This window comes from Thauera sp. JM12B12 (assembly GCF_039614725.1).
GTDB lineage: Bacteria > Pseudomonadota > Gammaproteobacteria > Burkholderiales > Rhodocyclaceae > Thauera.
This window is the reverse complement of sequence record NZ_CP154859.1, coordinates 1,608,295-1,625,541: the sequence shown is the minus strand read 5'-3', so window position 1 is coordinate 1,625,541 and position 17,247 is coordinate 1,608,295. Positions and strand designations below refer to the sequence as shown.

Annotated in this window: 13 protein-coding genes; 4 read left to right on the top strand and 9 right to left on the bottom strand. The window is 68.2% G+C overall.

Annotation, left to right across the window (positions count from 1 at the left end; translation table 11 throughout):
- Positions 1 to 81: 81 nt before the first annotated feature.
- Positions 82 to 459 (bottom strand): nucleotide pyrophosphohydrolase, encoded by a 378-nt coding sequence (locus AAG895_RS07280; protein WP_345794836.1) that lies wholly within the window; start codon positions 457 to 459, stop codon positions 82 to 84.
- Positions 460 to 470: 11 nt separating this feature from the next.
- Positions 471 to 1,316 carry a 23S rRNA (adenine(2030)-N(6))-methyltransferase RlmJ gene (gene rlmJ / locus AAG895_RS07275; RefSeq protein ID WP_345794835.1) on the bottom strand — a complete coding sequence of 282 codons (846 nt, stop codon included), beginning with the start codon at positions 1,314 to 1,316 and terminating at the stop codon, positions 471 to 473.
- A gap of 175 nt (positions 1,317 to 1,491) precedes the next feature.
- On the opposite strand from rlmJ, the gene AAG895_RS07270 reads away from it, so the two are divergent.
- The 3 genes from AAG895_RS07270 (at position 1,492) to AAG895_RS07260 (ending at position 3,556) form a co-directional block, all read left to right on the top strand.
- Positions 1,492 to 2,046 carry a gamma carbonic anhydrase family protein gene (locus tag AAG895_RS07270; RefSeq protein WP_345794834.1) on the top strand — a complete coding sequence of 185 codons (555 nt, stop codon included), beginning with the start codon at positions 1,492 to 1,494 and terminating at the stop codon, positions 2,044 to 2,046.
- Positions 2,046 to 2,753 (top strand): SIMPL domain-containing protein, encoded by a 708-nt coding sequence (locus tag AAG895_RS07265; RefSeq protein ID WP_345794833.1) that lies wholly within the window; start codon positions 2,046 to 2,048, stop codon positions 2,751 to 2,753. Before AAG895_RS07270 ends, AAG895_RS07265 begins: the two co-directional genes overlap by 1 nt.
- A 278-nt stretch (positions 2,754 to 3,031) precedes the next feature.
- Positions 3,032 to 3,556 carry a C40 family peptidase gene (locus AAG895_RS07260; RefSeq protein WP_345795250.1) on the top strand — a complete coding sequence of 175 codons (525 nt, stop codon included), beginning with the start codon at positions 3,032 to 3,034 and terminating at the stop codon, positions 3,554 to 3,556.
- Between the two features lies 1 nt (position 3,557).
- On the opposite strand, the gene ftsB is transcribed toward AAG895_RS07260, so the two are convergent.
- The 7 genes from ftsB to AAG895_RS07225 form a co-directional block, all read right to left on the bottom strand.
- On the bottom strand, positions 3,558 to 3,830 hold the full coding sequence (gene ftsB, locus AAG895_RS07255) for a cell division protein FtsB (RefSeq protein ID WP_345794832.1): 273 nt from the start codon (positions 3,828 to 3,830) through the stop codon (positions 3,558 to 3,560).
- A 179-nt stretch (positions 3,831 to 4,009) separates the two neighbouring features.
- On the bottom strand, positions 4,010 to 5,293 hold the full coding sequence (eno, locus tag AAG895_RS07250) for a phosphopyruvate hydratase (protein ID WP_345794831.1): 1,284 nt from the start codon (positions 5,291 to 5,293) through the stop codon (positions 4,010 to 4,012).
- Between the two features lie 252 nt (positions 5,294 to 5,545).
- Entirely contained in the window at positions 5,546 to 6,385 is an 840-nt protein-coding gene (kdsA, locus tag AAG895_RS07245; protein WP_345794830.1) for a 3-deoxy-8-phosphooctulonate synthase, read from the bottom strand.
- Complete coding sequence (locus tag AAG895_RS07240) at positions 6,382 to 8,034, bottom strand: CTP synthase (RefSeq protein WP_345794829.1); 1,653 nt, start codon at positions 8,032 to 8,034, stop codon at positions 6,382 to 6,384. Before AAG895_RS07240 ends, kdsA begins: the two co-directional genes overlap by 4 nt.
- Positions 8,035 to 8,161: 127 nt before the next feature.
- Positions 8,162 to 12,979: an NAD-glutamate dehydrogenase gene (locus AAG895_RS07235; RefSeq protein ID WP_345794828.1), complete on the bottom strand. Its 4,818-nt coding sequence runs from the start codon at positions 12,977 to 12,979 to the stop codon at positions 8,162 to 8,164.
- 169 nt (positions 12,980 to 13,148) lie between these two features.
- Complete coding sequence (locus AAG895_RS07230; RefSeq protein ID WP_345794827.1) at positions 13,149 to 15,554, bottom strand: EAL domain-containing protein; 2,406 nt, start codon at positions 15,552 to 15,554, stop codon at positions 13,149 to 13,151.
- On the bottom strand, positions 15,554 to 16,120 hold the full coding sequence (locus tag AAG895_RS07225) for a methylamine utilization protein (RefSeq protein ID WP_345795249.1): 567 nt from the start codon (positions 16,118 to 16,120) through the stop codon (positions 15,554 to 15,556). The genes AAG895_RS07230 and AAG895_RS07225 overlap by 1 nt, the downstream gene beginning before the upstream one ends.
- Positions 16,121 to 16,262: 142 nt before the next feature.
- Here AAG895_RS07225 and AAG895_RS07220 point away from each other — a divergent pair, with 142 nt between their 5' ends.
- Positions 16,263 to 17,147, top strand: coding sequence for a DUF4394 domain-containing protein (locus AAG895_RS07220; RefSeq protein ID WP_345794826.1), 885 nt, complete (start codon positions 16,263 to 16,265; stop codon positions 17,145 to 17,147).
- Positions 17,148 to 17,247 lie beyond the last annotated feature (100 nt).

Below are 17,247 nucleotides of genomic sequence, written 5' to 3'. Positions count from 1 at the left end.
ATCCGAAGGTACGAAAGTCGATATTGTTTCAGAAAAATTGCAGCGACCCAATGCGCACATGCGCGGAACCGCTCATTGCGCTCAGGGTTCTTGAAGCCGGTCGTACTTGTCGGCGCGCCCGCGTGCCAGCGCCGCCGGGTAGCGCTGTGCGTTGATCGCGATCTTGCGCCGTGCGGCGGCGGCGAGATCGACCTCGAGAACGTCGGCCAGGCGCACGAGATAGAGCAGCACGTCGGCCATCTCCAGGGCGACGGCTTCGCGCGTCGTCGCATCGAGCGCCGCCGACTGCTCCGCGCTCAGCCACTGGAAGTGCTCGATCAGCTCGCCCGCCTCGCCGGAGAGCGCCATCGCCAGGTTCTTGGGCGTGTGGAAGCGCTCCCAGTCGCGCTCGGCGGCAAACGCGCGCAAGGCATCGCGCAGTTCGGCCAGCGCGTCGGGCGCTGCGCCCCGTTCATCCAAGCGCCGCTCGCTCATTCGATGTGATGCTCCAGGTCGAAGCCGGCGCCCTCGTCCACGGCGAGGCGGGCACTCAGCCACGCCAGGGCGGCCTCGAGCCGCTGCGGGAGCAGCCAGGGCGGATTGATCACGTAGACCCCGCTGCCGAACATGCCGAGACCGTCGCGCGGCGGCTTGCGTACGGCGAGCCGCACGTCCAGCCAGCTCTCGGCGCCGAGCTCGGCGAGGCGATCGGGCAGCCCCCGGGCCTCGGGACGGGCGAGCATCGGATACCACACGACGAAGGTGCCGGTCGGAAACCGCCGCATCGCATCGCGCACCGTATCGACCACCCGCCGATAGTCCTCCTTGAGCTCGTAGGGTGGATCGATCAGCACCACCGCGCGCCGCGAGGGCGGCGGCAACAGGGACTTGAGCGCGCCGAAACCGTCGCTGCGTCGCACCTGCACGCGTTCCTGCTCACCGGCGAAGGTGCGCGACAAGGACTCGAAGTCGGCAGGATGCAGTTCGAACAGGCGCAGCCGGTCCTGCAGCCGCGCGCGCGTCATCGCCAGCGCCGGCGACCCCGGGTAGAACAGCAGCCTGCCATGCGGGTTGAACTGCCCCACCGCGGCGAGATAGTTGGCCACCGCCGGCGGTGCGTCCTCCCGGCCCCACAGCCGGCCCACGCCGTCGACCGCCTCCGCGGTCTTGTCCGCCTGCTCGCTGTCGAGCGCGTAGCACCCGCCGCCGGCATGGGTGTCGATGTAATGCCAGGGCTTGTCCTTGCGGTTGTAGTAGTCGAGCAGTTCGAGCAGCACGAGGTGCTTGAGCACGTCGGCATGGTTGCCGGCATGGAAGGCGTGGCGATAGCTGAGCATGAAGGTTTTCCGATAGCGGCCGGCATCGTAGCACCGCCGGCCACCGCACAAAACCCTTGGCAGATCAGCCACATTGCACGGGATCGCAGTGTTTCCATGCTGCACCGCAGTTGTTATGATGCGCGCCCCGACCGCCGCGACCGACCGGCGACAAAAATACAAAGCGAGAATGAGCATGAGCATCTTTGCCCTTGGCGACCGCAAGCCCAGCTTCGGAGAAGGAAGCTGGATCGCGCACAACGCGACGGTGGTCGGAGCAGTCCACGCCGGACGCAACGTGAGCGTCTGGTACAACGTGGTGATGCGCGGCGACAACGACCCGATCACCATCGGTGACGACACCAACATCCAGGACGGTTCGGTGCTGCACAACGACGAGGGCGTCCCGCTCACGATCGGCAGCGGCGTCACCGTCGGCCACATGGCGATGCTGCACGGGTGCACCATCGGCGACGGCAGCCTGATCGGCATCAACGCGGTGATCCTGAACAAGGCGGTGATCGGCAAGGAATGCATCATCGGCGCCAACGCGCTGATCCCGGAAGGCAAGGTGATCCCCGACCGCTCGCTGGTCGTCGGCTCGCCCGGCCGCGTCATCCGCACGCTGACCGACGCCGAAGTCGTGCACCTGAAGTGGAACGCCCAACACTACATCGACAACGCCCGCCAGTACGAGCAATCGCTGTGTGCGCTCGAGCCCGCGAGCGTGATCCGCAAGGAAACCCCCTGATGCGCATCGTCCCGCGCGCCCTCGCCCTGCTCTGCGCGTCGATGCTGTTCGCCACCGCGCCCGCAGGCGCGGCCGAACACACGCCGCAGTCCGCGGCCACCACCATCGAACTCTCCGCCGAAGCGAGCAAGGCGGCGGTCAACGACCTCGCCACCGCGGTCCTCTACGTCGAGCGCAACGGCCCCAACCCGGCTGCGGTCGCACGCGAGGTCAACCGCGAGATCGCCGCCGCACTCGACATCGCCCGCGCCCGCAGCGAGATCAAGGTTCAGTCCGGCAACACCTCGACCTGGCCTGTGTATGCGCAGGATGGCAAGGGCCGGATCACCGGCTGGCGAATGCGTTCGGAGATCGCGCTCGAGAGCCGCAATCTGCCGGCCATGTCCGAGCTCGTAGGCGAACTCCAGTCCTCCCTCGCCCTCGCGCACATCAACATGCAGCCCGCCCCCGAGACCCGTCGCAAGGCCATCGACGAGGCCACCGTGGACGCGCTGCAGGCATTCGAACAGCGCGCCGCGCTGATCGCGGGCGCGCTCGGCCGCAAGCACCGCATCGCCCATCTGTCCGTCGGCCATTCGGGCTTCCAGCCACCGATGCCGCGCATGCGTGCGGCAGCCGCCATGGCGGCCGAGGCGTCGGCCCCGCTCGAGGGTGGCGAGAGCCAGGTGTCGGTGCATGTGAGCGGACGGATCGAACTGGTCGATTGACACGCCCCCGGCCACGCGCGCGACGCCTTCCGGCCGTCGCCGACGCGCCGGGCGCACACCTCCCCTGCGCCCGCTCTGGCTTCACGCGATTTCGAGAAAAACGCGGCAAACGACTGATTTAGCGTCGAACCTTGCACACAGCAGTGCTCTGGGATACGCTGGCACAAATCTATTTTTCGCCCGTCATCGAGCACGTGCTCGCACCCGCCATGAACCTCACGGTCTGGTCGCCGCCTCACACACCCTGCCGCGGCGCGCCCGCAGCGCCACCGCGCGCCATGCGCCTGACGATGCTGGCCGTCGCAGTCGCGGTCACGTCGCTCCTGTCCGGCTGCAGCACCACCCCACCCGTGGTCAGCACTCAGCCGCCGGCACCGGTCGCTGCGCCCAGCGGCCCGTTCTTCTCGCTCGAAGGCGAGCATCAGACGCAGGAGATGGTGCTCTTTGCGCTCGGCCTGCTCGATACCGGCTATCGCTTCGGCGGCCGCAATCCGGAAGCCGGGCTCGACTGCAGCGGCATGGTGGCCTACATCGTGGAGAACATCAGCGGCCGCAAGCTGCCGCACAACGCCGCGCAGATTGCCGACCGCACCCGCCCGATCGACGTGGACGCGTTGCGCCCGGGCGACCTGGTGTTCTTCAACACCCTCAAGCGCAGGCATTCGCACATGGGCATCTACATCGGCGACGGTCGCTTCGTGCATGCGCCGTCGAGCCGGGGCCGCGTTCGCGTCGAACGCCTGGACAACCGCTATTTCGCGCAGCGCATCGACGGCGCGCGCACCCTCCTGGCGAGCAACTGAATCAGCGCTGCGGGGTCTGGACGAAGATCTCGCCCTGCTTGGTCAAGCCGAGCTCGAAGCGTGCGCGCTCCTCGATCGCCTCGTTGCCCGACTTGAGGTCATTCACCTCGGCTGCGAGGCCGGCGTTGCGCTGCTCGAGACGCAGGTTCTCGTCGCGCTGGGCCTGCAACTGGCGATCGACCTCCCATACGCGCAGCCAGCCGCCCTTGCCCAGCCACAGCGGGTACTGCAGCAGGATGACGAGAGCAATCAGGATCAGGATCGGCCAGCGCATCGGACGGGAATCAGGCTCGAGAATTGAACGGGTCGGGATCGGCGGCGGCAATCGCGCGCAAGCCCGCTCCCACGGGACCGCATGCATGGGCATGCCGTGGGAGCGGGCTTGCCCGCGAATGTGAGCTCAGCGCACCCACAGGGCCGATGCTCGGGCATCGGCCCTCTGGGTGCCACGCATCAGCGCAGGTTGTAGAACGCGCGCTTGCCCGGATAGAAGGCGGTGTCGCCGAGATCTTCCTCGATGCGCAGCAGCTGGTTGTACTTCGAGATGCGGTCCGAGCGGCTCAGCGACCCGGTCTTGATCTGCATGGCGCGCAGGCCCACGGCGATGTCGGCGATGGTCGAATCGTCGGTCTCGCCCGAGCGGTGCGAGATCACCGCGGTGTAGCCGGCGAGCTTGGCCATCTCGACGGCGGCGAAGGTCTCGGTGAGCGTGCCGATCTGGTTGATCTTGATCAGGATCGAGTTGGCCACGCCCTGCTCGATGCCCTGCGCGAGGATGTTGGTGTTGGTGACGAAGAGGTCGTCGCCCACCAGCTGCACGCGCTTGCCCAGGCGCTCGGTGAGGATCTTCCAGCCGTCCCAGTCGCCTTCTGCCATGGCGTCCTCGATCGAGACGATCGGGAACTTGTCGCACAGGGTCTCGAGGTAGTCGGTGAAACCTTCGGCGGTCAGCGACAGGCCCTCGCCCTTCAACTCGTACTTGCCGTCCTTGTAGAACTCGGAGGCGGCGCAGTCGAGGGCCAGCAGCACGTCCTGGCCGGGCACGTAGCCGGCGGCGACGATCGCTTCCTGGATCAGGTTGAGCGCTTCCTCGGTGCCCGAGACGTTGGGGGCGAAGCCGCCCTCGTCGCCGACGGTGGTGGGGTAGCCCTTGGCATCGACGATCTTCTTCAGGTGCTGGAAGATCTCGGCGCCGCAGCGCAGGGCCTCGCGGAAGCTGCCCATGCTCACCGGCATGATCATGCATTCCTGGATGTCGAGGCTGTTGTTGGCGTGCTCGCCGCCGTTGATGACGTTCATCATCGGCACCGGCATCACCATCGGGCTGGAGCCGCCGAAGTAGCGGTACAGCGGCAGGCCGGCCTCTTCCGCGGCGGCCTTGGCCACCGCCATCGACACCGCCAGCATGGCGTTGGCGCCCAGGCGCGACTTGTTCTCGGTGCCGTCGAGCTCGATCAGGGTGCGGTCGATGAAGGCCTGCTCCTCGGCGTCGAGGCCGATGATCGCCTCGGCGATCTCGGTGTTCACGTTCTCGACCGCGCGCAGCACGCCCTTGCCGAGGAAGCGCGACTTGTCGCCGTCACGCAGCTCGATCGCCTCGCGCGAGCCGGTGGAGGCGCCCGACGGCACGGCGGCGCGGCCCATCACGCCGGACTCCAGCAGCACGTCGGCTTCGACGGTGGGGTTACCGCGGGAGTCGAGAATCTCGCGGGCGATCACATCAACGATTGCACTCATGTCTTGTCCTGTAGCAGTAGGGAAGGATTCAAATGAAGCGTCCGGAAGCTTGCTTCACGCTGTGGGAGCGGGCTGGCACGCGAAAGCGGCGATCGAGGCTGTGATGTTCGCGGGCAAGCCCGCTCCCACAGCCAGCCCGCCGCCGGCAGCGCTGCGACCACGAAGGCTAGTCGCGCAGCCGCCGAGCAGGTGATGGCCGACGCGATACGGCTCATTCGCCTTCACGTGTGTCGCCGCACCCACAACGCGTTATCAGAGCGTGGTCTCGAGGAAGCCTTGGCGCTTGACCAGCGCGTCGATGTCCTTGAGCGTGGTCAGCAGCGCCTTCATCTTCGGCAGCGGCCACGCGTTAGGCCCGTCGGAGAGCGCCTTCGCGGGATCCGGATGGGTCTCCATGAACAGACCCGCCACGCCCACCGCAACCGCCGCGCGCGCCAGCACCGGCACGAACTCGCGCTGGCCGCCCGAGGCCGTGCCCTGCCCGCCCGGCAGCTGCACCGAGTGGGTGGCGTCGAACACCACCGGGCAGCCGGTGTCGCGCATGATCGCCAGCGAACGCATGTCTGAGACGAGGTTGTTGTAGCCGAAGGAGGCGCCGCGCTCGCACACCATGATGGTGTCGGCACCGCCATTGGCCTCACGCGCCTTGTCGGCGACGTTCTTCATGTCGCCCGGGGCGAGGAACTGGCCCTTCTTGATGTTCACCGGCTTGCCGCTGGCGGCCACCGCATGGATGAAGTCGGTCTGGCGGCACAGGAAGGCAGGCGTCTGCAGCACGTCGACCACCGAGGCCACGAGCGGGATCTCCTCGACCGTGTGCACATCGGTCAGCACCGGCAGGCCGAGCTGCTTCTTCACCGCCTCGAGCATCCTCAGGCCGGCGTCCATGCCGTGGCCGCGGAAGCTCTTGCCCGAGCTGCGGTTGGCCTTGTCGTAGGAAGCCTTGAAGATGTAGGGGATGCCCAGCTCGGCGCAGATTTCCTTCATCTGGCCGGCGATGTCCAGGCACATCTGTTCGGACTCGGCCACGCAGGGGCCGGAGATCAGGAAGATCGGCTTGTCGAGGCCGACTTCGAATCCGCAGAGGTTCATGCTTCGCTCCTTGAGGCCGCGGCCTGCTTGCGTGCGATCGCCGCCTTCACGTAGGCGGTGAACAGCGGGTGACCCTTGCGCGGGTTGGAGGTGAATTCGGGATGGAACTGGCAGCCGACGAACCACGGATGCACGTCGGCGGGCAGCTCGACCATCTCGCACAGGTCGGTGACCGGCGCGCGGCCCGCAACGACGAGCCCCTTCTCCTCCAGCTTGGCGAGCAGGGTGTTGTTGACCTCGTAGCGGTGGCGGTGGCGCTCCATGATCTCGGCCGAACCGTAGACCTCACGCGCCAGCGTGCCTTCCTTCAGCTGGCAGAGCTGACCGCCGAGGCGCATGGTGCCGCCGAGGTCGGACTCTTCGGTACGCTTCTCGATCTTGCCCGTGCGGTCCTTCCACTCGGTGATGAGCCCGATCACCGGAAACTTCGTGTCGCGCTCGAACTCGGTCGAATGCGCGCCTTCCATGCCGGCGACGTCGCGGGCGAACTCCACCACCGCGAGCTGCATGCCGAGGCAGATGCCGAGATAGGGCACCTTGTTCTCGCGCGCATGGCGGATGGCGGCAATCTTGCCCTCGGTGCCGCGCTTGCCGAAGCCGCCCGGCACCAGGATCGCGTCCATCGCCTCCAGCACTGCGCAGCCGTCGCGCTCGATGTCCTCGGAGTCGATGTAGTGGATCTTGACCTTCGACTCGGTGTGCATGCCGGCGTGGTTGAGCGCCTCGATCAGCGACTTGTACGACTCGGTGAGGTCCACGTACTTGCCGACGAAACCGATATTGACCGTCTGCTTCGGGTTCTCGAGCGCGTGGATCAGCTTCTCCCACACCGACAGGTCGGCCGCGCGGGCGAGGATGTCGAGCTTGTGGCAGACGATCTGGTCGAGCATCTGGTCGTGAAGCATGCCGGGGATCTTGTAGATCGAGTCGGCGTCCAGGCACTCGATGACCGCCTCGGGCATCACGTTGCAGAACAGCGCGATCTTGCGCCGCTCGTCGGCCGGGATCGAGCGGTCGGCACGGCACAGCAGGATGTCGGGCTGGATGCCGATCTCGCGCAGTTCCTTGACCGAGTGCTGGGTCGGCTTGGTCTTGAGCTCGCCCGCGGTCGGGATGTAGGGCAGCAGCGTGAGGTGGATGAAGCAGGTGCCGTGGCGGCCTTCCTCGAAGCCCATCTGGCGGATGGCCTCCAGGAAGGGCAGCGACTCGATGTCGCCCACGGTGCCGCCGACCTCGACGATCGCCACGTCGGCGCCCTCGGCGCCGCGCTTGACGTAGGCCTTGATCTCGTCGGTGATGTGCGGGATGACCTGCACGGTCTTGCCGAGGTACTCGCCGCGACGCTCCTTCTTCAGCACCGACTCGTAGATCTGGCCAGTGGTGAAGTTGTTGCGCTTGCTCATCTTGGCGCTGGTGAAGCGCTCGTAATGGCCGAGGTCGAGGTCGGTTTCCGCACCGTCTTCGGTCACGAAGACTTCGCCGTGCTGGAACGGGCTCATGGTGCCCGGATCGACGTTGATGTACGGGTCCAGCTTGAGGTGCGTGACCTTGATGCCGCGGGACTCGAGGATCGCCCCCAAAGAGGCTGCCGCGATGCCTTTGCCCAGAGAGGACACGACACCGCCGGTAACGAAGACGTATTTGGTCATGGGAGATGTGCTGCGGGAAAGCGCGATGATAACCGAAGCACGCGCGCCAAGTCAGCAGGCGACCCGGCGAGCGGCGTCGGCGGGGAACGGACCTGCCGTCCGCGGCCGACGCCGCCCGCCGCCCCGATCAAGCCATCCCGCGCAGTTCGCGCAGCAGGACCGACACCATTGCCAGGTCGATGCTCTGAGCCGCGCGGATCTCGCCGAGCAGATGGCGATAGCGTTCGATCGCGAGAGCGCCCCGCTCGCGCCAGGCGCCGAGCATCTCCTCGACCTCGCCGCCCGCCGGTGCCAGACGGATCGCCTCGCCCGCGAGCGTGCGGGCGAGTGCCGACAGATCCGTACGCAGCGCGCCGCGCGCCAGGTTCTGCCAGCGCGTCTCCGCCGGCAGGGCGGAGATCTGGGCGCCGAGCCAGTGGAGGTCGAGTTCGCCGCCGAGAGCGAAGTACACCCGCGCCACCACCGCCTCGTCGCGCCCGCTCTCGGCCGCGATCTCCACCAGGTCGAGCGCGGAATAGAGCTCGTCGAGCGCGGCCACCCGGCGCGCGAGCGCCTCCGGCACGCCTTGTTCCACCCGGCGCGCGACCGACGCCTCGAGTTCGCTGCGGTAGGCCGGCGCCACGTATTCGCCCAGACGCTCGGCGAGCGCCGCCACCCCCGGCGAGAAGTGCGCCAGCGTCGCCTGCAGGTCCGCGAGCCAGCGGCGCTGGCGCAGGAACCACAGCGTTCCGCGCTGCACCAGCCGCCCCGACTCCATGATCAGTTCGGTCTGCACCGCGTTGTCGATGCGGTTGTCGAGCGCCTCGATCTCCTGCCACACCGACACCAGCCCGAACACCTCGCGCGTGGCCATGTAGGCGCGCACGATGTCGGCCGCGGCCGCACCGACCTCCCCCTTCAGGCGATGCACGAAGGTCGGGCCGACGCGGTTGATCATGCTGTTGATGACGTGGGTCGAGATGATCTCGCGGCGCAGCGGATGCGCCTGGATCTGGGGCGCGAAGCGCTGGCGCAGCGGCACCGGGAAGTAGCGCTCGAGCGCGCTGCGGATGTAGGGATCATCGGGGACGTCGGAGGCCAGCACCTCGTCATAGAGTTCGATCTTGCTGTAGGCCAGCAGCACCGCGAGCTCGGGGTTGGCAAGCCCGATGCGCGCCGCCTTGCGCTCGACGATCTCCTCGTCCATCGGCAGGAACTCGAGCTTGCGGTTGAGCCGACCGGCGTGCGCCAGGCGGCGCATGAAGTCGGCCTGCTCGTCGAGCAGCGCCAGGCCGCGCGCCCGCGTCACCGACAGGATCTGCGTCTGCGCGTAGTTGTCGCGCAGCACCAGCGCAGCGACCTCGTCGGTCATGTCGGCGAGCAGCTGGTTGCGCTGCTTCATCGTCAGCTCGCCCTCTGCCACCACCCCGCCGAGCAGGATCTTGATATTGACCTCATGATCGGAGCAGTCCACGCCGCCGGAGTTGTCGATGGCGTCGGTATTGACCCGCCCGCCCTTGAGTGCGAACTCGATGCGGCCGAGCTGGGTGGCACCGAGGTTGCCGCCTTCTCCAAGGACCTTGCAGCGCAGATCGCCGCCATTGACGCGCACCGCATCGTTGGCGCGGTCGCCGACCGCGGCGTCGGTCTCAGACGCCGCCTTGACGTAGGTGCCGATGCCGCCGTTGTAGAGCAGCTCGACCGGTGCGGTGAGGATGGCGCGGATGAGCTCGGTCGGCGTCAGCTTCTCGGCCTGGGTGTCGAGCGCCGTACGCATCTCGGGCGAGAGCTTGATCGACTTCGCGCTGCGCGGCCACACGCCGCCACCGGCCGAGATCAGCGACTTGTCGTAGTCCTCCCAGCTCGAACGCGGGAGCGCGAAGATGCGCGCGCGCTCCTCCCAAGAGCGCGCCGGATCGGGATCGGGATCGATGAAGATGTGGCGGTGATCGAAGGCCGCGATCAGCCGCGTCTGCTTCGACAGCAACATGCCGTTGCCGAACACGTCGCCCGACATGTCGCCCACGCCGGCTGCGGTGAACGGCTCGTCCTGGATGTTCTTGCCCATCTCGCGGAAGTGGCGCTTGACCGCCTCCCAGGCCCCGCGCGCGGTGATGCCCATCTTCTTGTGGTCGTAGCCCACCGAACCGCCCGAGGCGAAGGCGTCGCCAAGCCAGAAGCCGTACTCGGCGGAAACCTCGTTGGCGTAGTCGGAGAAGCTCGCCGTGCCCTTGTCGGCGGCGACCACCAGATAAGGGTCGTCCTCGTCGTGGCGCACCACGTCGGCTGGCGGCACCACCGCCCCCTGCACCAGGTTGTCGGTGAGGTCGAGCAGGCCGCGCAGGAAGTTGCGGTAGCAGGCCACGCCCTCGGCCAGCAGCGCCTCGCGCCCGCCCTCCGCGGGCGGGCACTTGACCACGAAGCCGCCCTTGGAGCCCACCGGCACGATCACCGCGTTCTTGACGATCTGCGCCTTCACCAGGCCGAGGATCTCGGTGCGAAAGTCCTCCATGCGGTCCGACCAGCGCAGGCCGCCGCGCGCGACCTTGCCGCCGCGCAGATGCACCCCCTCGAAGCGCGGCGAATAGACGAAGATCTCGAACATCGGCAGCGGCTGCGGCAGGTTCGGGATCCGCGCGGGCGAGAACTTGAACGAGACGTAGGGCTTGGGCGCGCCGTCCTTGCCACGCTGGAACCAGTTGGTACGCAGGGTCGCCTGTATCATCGCCAGGAACTGGCGCAGGATGCGGTCTTCGTCGAGGTTGGCGACGTTGTTGAGCTCGGCCTCGATCGCCGCCACCTGACCCGCGCACGAGTCTTCGCGCTCGCCGGCGAGCGCAGGATCGAAGCGCGTGCGGAAGAGCTCGAACAAGGCGCGCGCGAGCTTCGGATACGCTGCCAGCGTCTGCTCCATGTAGGCGAGGCTGAACGTGAACGCGGCCTGGCGCATGTAACGGGCGTAGCCGCGCAGCACACTCACCTCGCGCCACGACAGACCGGCGAGGAGCACGAGGCGGTTGAAGTCGTCGTTCTCGACCTCGCCTCGCCAGGCGCGCAGGAAGGCGTCCTGGAACAGCGGCCGCAGCGCATGGATGTCGAGGTTCTCCGCACCGGCGAAATGCAGCCCGAAGTCATGCAGCCAAACCGTCCGTCCGTCCTGGCGCTGGATATCGGAAGGGCGCTCGTCCATCACCTTCACGCCCATCTTCTCGAGCATCGGCAGGCTCTGCGACAGCGGCACCGGCGCATCCAGCCGGTACAGGCGCAGGTTGAGCCGCCCGGCCGGCGCCTCGAGCGGCACGTAGAGGTTGAGTCCGAGCGCATCGCCATCGGCGAGCGCCTCCATCTGCTCGATGTCGAACACCGCCATGCGCGGCGAGTAATCCTCGCGATAGCCCGCCGGAAAGCCGCCGCCATAGCGCCGCATCAGCAGCAGGCCGCGCTCCTCGCCGCACTGCTCGACGAGCGCCTGCTGCAGCTCGTCCTCCCAGCGCCGCGAGGCGCGCACGAGGCGCTGCTCGAGCTCGCGTGCGTCGAAGGGCGGGATCGTCGAGTCCTGGGTGCGCACGGTGATCAGGATGCGGGCGAGCGCCGAATCGGAGAACTGCACGTCGAACTCGGAAGAGGAGCCGTTGAAGGCCTCCATCAGCACGGCCTGCATGCGCTTGCGCTGGTCGGTGTTGTAGTGCTCGCGCGGCACATAGACGAGGCAGGAAACGAAGCGCGCGAAGGGGTCGCAGCGCACGAACAGCCGCGTGCGCAGACGCTCGCCGAGGCGGAGGATGCCCATCACGTGGTTGAACAGCTCGTCGGTGCCGATCTGGAACAGCTCGTCGCGCGGATAGCGCTCGATGATGGTCTGCAGCGTCTTGGCCGCGTGCCCGCCCGGCGGGAGTCCGGCGCGCTCGATCACGGCGGCGACCTTGCGCCGCAGCAGCGGAATCTGCGCCGGCGTGGTGCCGTATGCGGTGGAGGCGAGCAGGCCGATCACCCGGCGCTCGCCACACACCCGACCGTCGGCGTCGTAGCGCTTGACGCCCAGAAAGTCGAGATAGGCGGGCCGGTGAACAGTCGAGCGCGTGTTCGACTTGGTGATCGTCAGCACGCCCGGCACGTGCGCCTGGGCCCTGAGCTGCGGCGGCAGCGCGGCGAAGGAGCGCGACTGCCCGGCTTCGCCATCGCCCTGCAACAGCCCAAGTCCGGAGCCGGTGACGACGCGCAGTTCGTTGCCCTCCTCGCTGCTGACGAGGTCGTAGTCCCGGCAACCCAGAAGGACGAAGTTGTCGTTGGCCAGCCACTCCAGGAAGGCGCGCGCCTCGGCGCGCTCCTCGGCGTCAACCGCGGCCGGGATGGCGTCGATGTCGGCGATGATCTCCTGCATGCGCTCGCGCATGCGCGGCCAGTCGCCGACCGCTGCGCGTACGTCGGCGAGCACGCGCTCGAGCCCCTCGCGCAGCGCCTTGAGGTCGGCCTGGTCGGTGCGGCGGTCGACTTCGAGATGCATCACCGATTCGCTGCGAGCGTCGGCGTCGCCCGCCTCCGCCAGCCGCAACAGCTGACCATCCCGGTCGCGCGCCACGCGCAGCACCGGATGAATGATCAGGTGCAGCGTGAGCCCCTGGCGGTTGATCTCCATGGTGACCGAGTCGACCAGGAAGGGCATGTCGTCGCCGACGATCTCGACCACCGTGTGGGCAGACTCCCAGCCGTTCTCGTCGAGGCGCGGATTGAAGACGCGCACCACGCTGCCGCCGGCGCGGCGGGCGATGAAGTGCCACTGGCTGAGCACGGCGCCGTAGAGGTCCGATACGGACAGCGCCTCGAGGTCCTCCTGATCGACCTGGGCGAAGAATCGCGTCGCGAACGCGCTCACCGCCTTCGCCTGCTCCGCCGGCAGGCGCGCGGCGATCTGCTCGACCACCGCGCTCACGTTTGCGGCCAGCCGGATCTGTTCTGTCTTTTCCATGTCGCCCCCTCGTTGATCAACAAGACGGCAAGGCGATCGGCGCACTCCGACGGTCGGCGTGGCGGCTATCCGTATCGCGTCACCGTGGAACAAGCAGAAAGGATAGGCAGCGCGGCGAGCGCGGGCTACCCACGTTTTCCCTAGTCCGGGGACGCGGGCGGGGAACGCATCAGGCGTGCATCGGGGCGGTCTCGCGGGGCTGGCGGTGATACCCGGCGCGCGCCCACGGCGAGCGCTCCATCCAGCCCTCCAGGTCGGATGCGGCCATCGGCTTGCCGATGAAGTAGCCCTGGACGAGGTCGCAGCCAAGCTCGCCCAGACGGCGCAGCACGGCCTCGGTCTCCACGCCTTCCGCGGTCACCACCAGGCCCATGTTGTGGGCAAGCTCGATCGTCGACCGCACGATGATCTCGTCATCACGCTGGGTGAGCAGGTTCATCACGAAGCTGCGGTCGATCTTCATCTCCTGCACCGGCATCTGGCGCAGATAGGACAGCGAGGAGTAGCCGGTGCCATAGTCGTCGATCGAGAGCGGGCAGCCGATGGCGCGCAGGCGCTCGAGGTTGGCGAGCGCCTTGCGGGGTTCGTCGAGCACCGCGCTCTCGGTGATCTCGAGCGTGATCCAGCCCGCCGCGCAGCCGTGGCGCGCGAGCATGGCGCGGAACTGCTCGGGCAGCTCGGGCTGCAGCAGGTCGCGCGCCGACAGGTTGATGCCCACGCGCAGCGCCCGACCGGCACGGCGCCATGCCGCGCACTGCCGCACCGCCCGCTCCAGCACCCACAGCGTGATCGCGCGGATGCAGCCGGTCTGCTCGGCGAAGGGGATGAACTCCATCGGCGGCACGAAGCCGCGCTGTGGATGCACCCAGCGCACCAGGGCCTCGACGCAGAGCTCCGCGTCGTCCTCGAAGGCATATTTGGGCTGGTAGAACAACACCAGCTCGTCGGCCTCCACGGCATGCCGAAGCTCGGTGAGCAGCGACAGGCGCGCGGCATTGCGACTGTGGTGGCTGGGGTCGTACACGCTCACGCCGGCGTTGGCGTGCTTGGCCCGGTACATCGCGACGTCGGCGCAGCGCATGAGTTCGCCAGCGTCCGCACAATGCTCGGGGAAGAGCGCGATACCGATGCTCGCGCCGACATCGATCAGCTGCCCCTGCAGGCTCATCGGCTGCTCGAGCGCGGCGGCGATGCGCTCGGCCACCACCTTCGCCGCCCAGGCGTCGGCGCCCGGCACCAGCACGGCAAACTCGTCGCCGCCCAGGCGCGCCACGCCGCTGTCGCCATCCTGCAGCGTCGCGTCGGCCTCTCGCCTGCGCACCCCTGCGGCGAGCAGCCGCCGCCCCACCTCCTCGAGCACGAGGTCGCCGAAGGCGTGACCGAGGGTGTCGTTGATGAGACGGAAGCGGTCGAGGTCGAGCGTGAGCACCGCCAGCCCGCGCGCGTGCGCGCCTTCCGCCTGCAACGCGCGCGCCAGGCGGTCGAGGAAGTGAATGCGATTGGGCAACCCGGTGAGGGTGTCGCGATAGGCAAGCTCGCTGATGCGCGCCTCGCGGCTCGCGATCGCCTCGGTCATCAGGCCGAAGGCATCGGCGAGGCGACCGATCTCGTCATCGCGGACGGCGGCCGGCGGCGCCCCGTAATCACCCGCCTCCACGCGATGGGCGAACTCGGCCAGCCGGGTCACCGGCGCCGCGATCGTCCGCCCCATCCACACGCTCGCGAACAGCATCAGCAGCGTGGCTGCGACCGACAGCCCGGCCCATTCCCGGTACAAGCGCTCCCACGGGGCGAGCGCCTGCGCGAGCGAGAGCTGCAGTACGGCAAGCACCTGCTCGTCCGTCCGGGCATCGACCACATGGCGCAGCCCCAGATGTTCGCCGCCATCGATGTGCACCGCCTCCACGTCGCCGGCCGCGAGCAGTGCGGCCTGGGGTGCCGTCGGCAGCGTGCTGGCGACGATGCGCGCCGGCGCGGATGGCGGCTGCAGCAGCAGGCTCACGTCGAGCCCGGTCAGGCGCTGGAGATCACGCGCAAGGACCTCGTCCACGGCGAAACCGAGCAGCACCCAGGCCACCGGCACAGGCGCCATCACCGGCACCACCACGAGTTGATACACAGACCCGCCCGCAGCGCGAAAACCGGTGGCGCTACCCTGCGCGCGCGCCTCGTCGATCAAGGCCCCAAGGCCCGATATCTCCAGCTCGCCACGCGGCGGATGCGCCGCAATCGGCGTTGCATCCAGACCGACGAGCAGCATCAGGCTGGCGCCGATGCGCGAACCGTGGTTCTCGAGCGCCGACGCGATGGTCGGTCGATCGGAAGACAGCAGCGCCGCGCGAAAACCATAGTCTGCGGCGAGTACCCTTGCCGCCTGGGCCAGCTGGTCGCTGCGCTGCTCGAGCACGCGTGCGAACACGCGGTCGCCGGTCTCGAGCCGGCTGCGCACCTCCTGCAGCGCACTGCCGCGGCCGATCTGCTCGAACAGGAACAAGCCCCCGATCTGCACGGACAGCAGGATCAGCGCGGTCCACGCCGCGATTCGCCACTGCAGGCGCCTGAAGCCGGGCCGCATCAGGGACGCGCCCCGACCACCAGGCGGCGCTCTGCGCCCTGATCCAGGCGCAGGGGCATGCGCGCGGGCGCGTTGCTCGTCCCCGCCCAGCGCGGATGCCAGTAGGCGAGCACGTAGTCGCCCGGTGGAACGCCCTCGATGCGCAGCTTGCCCGCGCCATCGCTGACCCCCACCCAGGGGGTGTCGGAGACCACCACGTAGGCCACCATCTGATCGTGGATGTTGCAGCCCATCACGACGATGCCTGGCGTATCGAACACCACCGGCTCTGCCGGCGTGCCGATGTAGAGCTTGAGCTCGAAGGTCCTGGCCGGCGAGAACGAATACACGTGGTGGCGGACGGTGTCGCGATTGGGGAAATGAACCGCCGTGCCGGTCGGCACCGCAGTCATGAGCGGGATGAAGCGCTTGCCCTGCTGCACGATCTCCGCCGTGCGGGCACGCGCCTGCATGGCCGGCCGGGGCGCCCCGACCGGCTCGAGGGCGACCGCGACATCCGCCAGCGCCGCACCGTTCTCATCGACCACCTGCAGGGCAAGGCTGGCGGGATGCGCCAAGGGCACCACCAGGCTCAAGCACATTCCCGCCACGAATCGCCGCAAACACCCTCTCCCGAATGCCAATTCGATCACGCTCCCGTTGCCACGAGGGGGTTATCTTCGACGCCCCACCCCTGAACCACGCCCGCATTGCGCTGGAGGACCCTCGATGCCGAACTCGTCCGTGGCCCCATTCGTTTCCCTGCTCGCCCTGTCGGCGACGCTCCTCAGCACTCCGGCAGCAGCCGATGCGGAGCTTGCGAAGATCCGCCTCTATGCGGTCAGCGCGTCGCACCAGCTTATCGCCGTTTCTGCAGCCGAGCCGGGGAGAATCATCCGCAGCGTGACGCTTTACGGACTCGATGCGAACGAACGCCTGCTCGGCATCGACTACCGTGTCGCGCACGGCGTGCTGTATGCGCTCGGGAGCAGCGGGCGGGTATTCAGGGTCGACGTCGCCAGCGGGGCGCTGAGCGCGGTGGGCGAGACCCGCTTCGGCCACGCACTCGAGGGTGCGCAGTTCGGCTTCGATTTCAACCCCGCGGCCGACCGCATCCGCATCGTGTCCGAGCGTGGACAGAACCTGCGCGCCCATCCCGAAACCGGCGCGCTGGTGGACTTCAAGCCCGATATCGACGGATTCCAGCCCGATGGCGCACTCGCCTTCCGCAGCGACGACGCCAATGCCGGGCGCGCGCCACGGGTGATCGCCGCCGCCTACACCTACAACACCGAGAACGAGAAGCTGACGACCAATTTCGCCATCGACGGCGAACTCGGCGCGTTGCTGCGCCAAGGTTCGGTCGAAGGCACGGAACCCGTGGTTTCCCCCAACACCGGCGCGTTGAGCACGGTCGGGAGCCTTGGCACCGGCAGTCTGAGCGAGGCCCACTTCGACATCTCGGACGTCACCAACACCGCGCTCGCCGCGCTCAGCACGCGCGCGGCGCCGGTACCGACGCTGTACCGGATCGACCTCGGCAGCGGCCGGGCCTACGCCATCGGCCCGATCGGCACGGGCGAGCCGCTGCTCGGGATCGCGATCGAGCCCTGAACCGGCACCTTCGACCGAAGCTGAGCCCCTGGAGGGGAGCGCCCGCGCCGCGCGCCCCGCCGGACGCATCCGTGGGAGCGGGCTTGCCCGCGAATGACGG